The following is a 5,152-nucleotide window of genomic DNA, read 5'->3' as shown; positions in this document are numbered from 1 at the left end:
GCGTCCAGCAACGTGCGGGCACCGCGCCGCCGCGCGACCCGCGCGAGTTCGGCGACCGGCCAGAGTTCACCGGTGACGTTGGAAGCACCGGTGAGCACCGCGAGCTTCGGCCCTTCCGGGCAATCCGCGAGCGCTTCGTCGAGCGCCCGCACGGCTTCGTCCGCGCTCGCCGGGATGCCGAGCCGCCGGACCTCGCTTCCCCAGGGCAGCAGCGCCGCGTGGTGCTCGGTGTCGAACACCACCACGGACGTTCCGTCCGGCACGGCCGCCGCCAGCAGGTTCACCGCGTCGGTCGTGTTCCGCGTGAAGATCACGGAGTCATCGCGGCGCGCGCCGACGAACCGGCGCAGAACGTCCCGGGCGCTTTCGTAAACCCGCGTGCAGACCTGGGAGGCGAATCCCGCGCCGCGATGCACGCTGGCGTACCAGGGCAGCAACGCGTCGACGGCGTCGCGGACCGCGGTCAGGCACGGCGCGCTGGCCCCGTGATCGAGGTTGGCGTACTCGGCGGTGCCACCGGTGATCAGCGGCACCCGCAGTCCGCTACCGACCACACCGGGCACTTCGACGTCCACATCGGACTGCTGCGGATGCTCGACGGCTGACGACACGACATCTCCTCGGGTCACTCCGGACCCGCCAGCGTCCGTGCCAGGCCCGCGCTTGCCGGATCGCCGCACGCGACCGGCCAGGTCCTCACCCGGGGCACCCCACCGCGGTCGGAGGGTTGCCGGCCAGCAAACCGGGGTTTACCGCTGGCACTCATGACCTTCGATCAAGAGGTTAGAACACGCTGTTAGGTCCGCCGCCACCGGGTATCGGTGTGCGCGGCAGCCAGCTGGCAGCCCGCGGTACGTCAGCCCGCGGTCCGCGCCTGTCCCGCCAGCACGGCGTCGGGCGTGCAGCGGGCGCAGGAGGTGAAGCCCAGTTCGCGGGCTTCGCGCACCGGCAGGCTCAGCACCTCGCGGTCGCCGAGCCAGCCGCACGCGGCCAAGTGGTATCGCGGGCGTTCGTCGACCACGACCACTTCTTCGTCCGATTCGGACACCAGCAGCGCGTCCGCCGCGTCGGTGTCCTCCTCGGCCGGTTCGTCCCCCGAACCGTCCTCGGCCGTCGCGGACTGCGCGGCCGTTCCCTCCCTGGAATCATCCGCGGGCACTGCGGGGCCGGGCCCCGACGGCGACGAGCTCGCCTCCCGTCGCCGTCGGAGCCGGTCCACCACGAGCAGGACCGCGCACACCGCGCACAACACGACCGACAGCCACGACCACGCGGGGCTGCCGATCACCACCGAGGTCACCAGGACACCGGCTGCGGCCAGGACCAGCGCCAGAACCACCAACAACACGTCGGACTCCCACTCACCGAACGACCGCCTGTGACGCCCTCGCCACGCTCACCGTGCACGGGCGGCGTCCGGGAACGCCGACTAGCCCGCCTCTGCCGCGCGGGCGCCGAAGCTGTAGGTGTTCTGCTGGGCCGAGCTGCGACCGTTGCTCTCGGCAGGAGCCGCCGACCCGCGGTCCTGCAGTTCACGCAGCTGCGATTCCAGGTAGGTCTGCAACCTCGTGCGGTATTCGCGCTCGAAGGTGCGCAGCGTGTCGATCTTCTTCTCCAGCGCGTTCTTCTCCTGGGTGATGTTGCCCATCACCTCGGCGTGCTTGCGCTGGGCATCGCGTTCCAGACCGGCGGCCTTCTCGCGGGCCTGCCGCTCCAGGGTCTCCGCGCGCGTGCGCGCGTCGTTGAGCATCGTCTCGGCCCGGGTGCGGGCCTCGTTGACCATGCTTTCGGACTTCGCCCGGGCGTCCGAGAGCAGTTGCTCGGACTTGGTGCGGGCCTCCGAGAGCATCCCGTCGGCCTCGGCCTTCGCCTCACCGGTCAGCCGGTCGGCCATCTCCTGCGCCAGGCCCAGCACCTTCGCGGCCTGCACGTGGTGATCTCCACCCGGGGAGGTCTGCTCGGCAGCGGTCGGGGCCGGGACCGGCGCGAGCCGACGCGGTTCTTCCGCCGGAGCGGGGGCGGCGGGAGCGGCGGGGACCGCGGACGCCTGGCTGCGGGCGTCGTCGAGGTCGACCTGCGCGGTCTGCAGCTGGTTCTCCAGCTGCTCAACCTGGCTGCGCAGGTCGTTGTTCTCCTCCACCAACCGGGCGAGCTCGGCTTCGACGAGGTCGAGGAACGCGTCCACCTCGTCCTCGTTGTAGCCGCGCTTCCCGATCGGCGGTTTACTGAACGCGACGTTATGCACGTCGGCGGGGGTCAGGCCCACAAGATCACCTCACGCACTCTTCGGCTGCGGGTCACCCGGGTTCCCCGTTACCCGGACTTCGCTCAATGTCCCAGCAGCAACCTCAACAGCAGCTGCATCAGTATGTACACAACCAGCAGCAGCACCATAATGGATAGGTCCAGCCCCACTCCGCCGATCCGGACCGTCGGGATCACCCGACGTAGCAGCCGGACGGGCGGGTCGGTCACTGTGTAGATGCTCTCCAACGCGATTGCAACCCCTCCAGCGGGGCGCCAGTCGCGGGCGAACACCCGGACGAGTTCGATCACGATACGGGCCGTGAGCAGCAGCCAGAAGAAGAAGACCGCGTAGTAAAGGATGATCAGGAGCAGTTCCACGGTTCAACTCTGCCACCGGTCACCCGTAGTTGAAAAAGGCGCCCTCGGCGAGCTTGCGCTTGTCCTCGGCCGCGACGTCCACGTTCGGCGGTGAGAGCAAGAACACCCGGTTGGTGACCTTCTCGATCGAACCGCGCAGCGCGAAGGCCAGACCTGCGGCGAAGTCGACCAGCCGCTTGGCGTCCGCTTCGTCCATCTCGGTCAGGTTCATGATCACCGGACTGCCGTCCCTGTACTGCTCGCCGATCGTGCGCGCCTCGCTGTAACTGCGCGGATGCAGCGTTGTGATCTTGCTCAAGTTGAACATGCTGCCGGTGTCGGTGACCGCGCGCAGCCGGGAGACCGACTCGCGTTCGCCGCCCGCCGGGCGGGACGGCGCCTCCGCGGGCCACTGCCTGCGGACCGGGGGCTTCACCTCCCGGTGATCGTCCGCGCGCGGCACGTCCTCGTAGGGCTCGCTCGCGGGTTCCGGCTGGTAACCGCCGCGCACGCCGACGCGGCGGCGCCCGCCGATCCGGTCGGCCGGGGCGTCGTAGCCGTCGTCGACCGGGTGGCGGTCGTACTGGCGGTCGGCGTAGGTCTCGTCCTCGAATTCCTCGATCTCGTCGGCCGGGACCATGCCGAAATATGCCTTCAGCTTGTGCAGAGCGCTCATGGCATGACCTTCCTCCGCGACTCCTACGAGCCGAGCGCGGTACGACCGGCCGTCGACCCCCCGCCGCTGGCTACGGCGAGATTAGCCCGCGGCCTCCTAGCAACGCTGTTCCGACACGCACTCGCGTGGACCCGTGCGCTACGGCACTCTCCAGATCTCCGCTCATGCCCGCCGAGATTTCTTCAGCCTCGGGGTGATCCTGGCGCAGCCGTGCGGCGATCTCGGAAAGTGTGTCGAACGCCACTTCCGGCCGGACGTGCTGCGGAGCCACCGCCATCACTCCCCGCAACCGCAGCTCACTCGTCGTCGTGATCACCTCTGCGAGTGACCTGACCTCCGCAGGTGGGCACCCGCCGCGGCCCCGCGCCTCGTCCAAGTTCACCTGAACGAGAACTTCGAGCGGGCGTGTCCGCTCCCCCGCTGCGAGCGCGTTCGCCGTCGCCCGGTCCAACGCCTCGACCAGGCGCGGACTGTCCACCGACTCCACGACGTCCGCCCAGCGCACCACCGAACGCGCCTTGTTCCGCTGCAGCTGGCCGACCATGTGCCAGCGGGCGCCGGAGCGCGGGCGCAACTCGTCGAACTCGGCGACCTTGCCGCGCGCCTCCTGCTCGCGGTTCTCCGCGAACTCCCGCAATCCCAGGTCGGACAGTAGCGCAACGTCGCGCGCCGGGAACGTCTTGGTGACCGCCAGCAGCTCGACCTCAGCCGGCGCACGACCGGCGGCGTGGCACGCCGCGGCGAGGCGCTCGTGGACCTCTTTGAGCGACTCCGCCAGCTCCGCGCGGCGACAGTCGTCGTCGGTCACGGCCCCTCCTCGGGTTCGGCCCACACGACGGCCGCGAAGCGACCGGTGCGGGGTCCGTCGCGGCGATGGCTGAACAGTTCCCGGGTTTCCATCGTGCAGCGCGGATCAACCCCGATCTTGCCGATGCCCGCGCCCGCGAGCTGCTCCCACAGCCCCGCGCGCAGGTCCAGGCCGGGAGTTCCCTTGCGAGTGCGGCAGGCGCTGCCCGGCAGGTGCTGCTCGACGTCGTCGCGCATCGCGGCCGGCACCTCGTAGCACTCGCCGCAGGCAGCGGGGCCGAGCAGTGCCTCGACGCGGTCGACGTGCGCTCCGGCCTGCTGCATCGTCTTGAGCGCGGCGACCAGCACGCCCACCCGGGCACCGACCCGCCCGGCGTGCACCGCGGAGACGACGCCGCTGACCGGATCACCGAGCAGCACCGGCACGCAGTCCGCGACCAGCGCCGCCAGTGCCAGGTTCGGCTGCGCGGTCACCAACCCGTCCGCGGCCTCCACCGGCTCCGGCTGCGCACCGTCGACCAGCGCCGCGTGCCTGCCGTGGAGCTGCTCCATCCACACCAGCCGTTCCCGGCCGAGCCCGATGCCCTCGGCGAGCTTGCGCTCGTTGGCAACCAGCGCGGCGGGGTCGTCACCGACGCGGCCGCCGAGGTTGAACGAGTCGAACGGCGGCCCGGAACTGCCGCCTTCCCGCGTGGTGATCACGCGCCGGATCCGCACCCTGTGCCTCCCTGCTCCGGGGCTGCGCCCCGGCCGACGAAGGGTGCCCGCACGAACGGGCACCGGGGCGAAACCTCGCCCCGGTGCCGATTCTCGCCCATGCCGCTGCGGCGATCACCGCCGCATGAAGGGGGGAATGTCCACGTCGTCGTCGTTGTCGTCGGCGACCGGCATCGGGCGTTGCGGCAGCGAACCGCTCATGCCCTGGTTGCCGGTGTGTGTCGGATAGCCGCCGCTGGACCGGGTCGGTACCGAGACGCTGGGCGCCGCGCCTTCCCCGTATGCCGGCCGCTGCTGCTCCTGGCCGGGCCGCTGCTCGTAGTCCGGCGCGGACGGCTGCTCGCCCTG

7 protein-coding genes, 1 pseudogene and 1 riboswitch are annotated in these 5,152 nt (G+C 70.7%); all 8 genes and pseudogenes read right to left on the bottom strand.

Features of this window, described 5'->3' with window-relative positions:
• Positions 1-611, bottom strand: a 611-nt coding sequence (locus IJH84_RS01995; protein ID WP_295139570.1) for an aminotransferase class V-fold PLP-dependent enzyme, incomplete at its 3' end; no start/stop codon positions are given.
• A gap of 43 nt (positions 612-654) precedes the next feature.
• A riboswitch (SAM riboswitch) is annotated at positions 655-770 on the bottom strand.
• Between the two features lie 86 nt (positions 771-856).
• A complete protein-coding gene (locus IJH84_RS01990) occupies positions 857-1,348 on the bottom strand; it encodes a hypothetical protein (protein WP_295139568.1) in 492 nt (163 codons plus the stop codon).
• Between the two features lie 81 nt (positions 1,349-1,429).
• Positions 1,430-2,266, bottom strand: a complete 837-nt coding sequence (locus IJH84_RS01985; RefSeq protein WP_200070019.1) for a DivIVA domain-containing protein — start codon at positions 2,264-2,266, stop codon at positions 1,430-1,432.
• Positions 2,267-2,328: 62 nt separating this feature from the next.
• The gene (locus IJH84_RS01980; RefSeq protein ID WP_200070020.1) at positions 2,329-2,625 is read right to left on the bottom strand and encodes a YggT family protein; all 297 of its coding nucleotides are present in this window, start codon (positions 2,623-2,625) and stop codon (positions 2,329-2,331) included.
• A gap of 19 nt (positions 2,626-2,644) precedes the next feature.
• A complete protein-coding gene (locus IJH84_RS01975; RefSeq protein ID WP_295139565.1) occupies positions 2,645-3,280 on the bottom strand; it encodes a cell division protein SepF in 636 nt (211 codons plus the stop codon).
• A gap of 70 nt (positions 3,281-3,350) precedes the next feature.
• Positions 3,351-4,088: a YggS family pyridoxal phosphate-dependent enzyme gene (locus IJH84_RS01970; RefSeq protein WP_295139562.1), complete on the bottom strand. Its 738-nt coding sequence runs from the start codon at positions 4,086-4,088 to the stop codon at positions 3,351-3,353.
• Positions 4,085-4,804: a peptidoglycan editing factor PgeF gene (pgeF, locus tag IJH84_RS01965; RefSeq protein WP_295139560.1), complete on the bottom strand. Its 720-nt coding sequence runs from the start codon at positions 4,802-4,804 to the stop codon at positions 4,085-4,087. Before pgeF ends, IJH84_RS01970 begins: the two co-directional genes overlap by 4 nt.
• A gap of 114 nt (positions 4,805-4,918) precedes the next feature.
• Positions 4,919-5,152, bottom strand: a pseudogene (locus tag IJH84_RS01960) (cell division protein FtsZ); the annotation flags it as partial.

This window comes from Saccharopolyspora sp. (genome assembly GCF_017434145.1).
In the GTDB taxonomy this organism is placed as follows: Bacteria; Actinomycetota; Actinomycetes; order Mycobacteriales; family Pseudonocardiaceae; genus Saccharopolyspora_C; species Saccharopolyspora_C galaxeae.
Note: the sequence above shows the minus strand (reverse complement) of the source record. Positions and strands in the feature narration are given on the sequence as shown.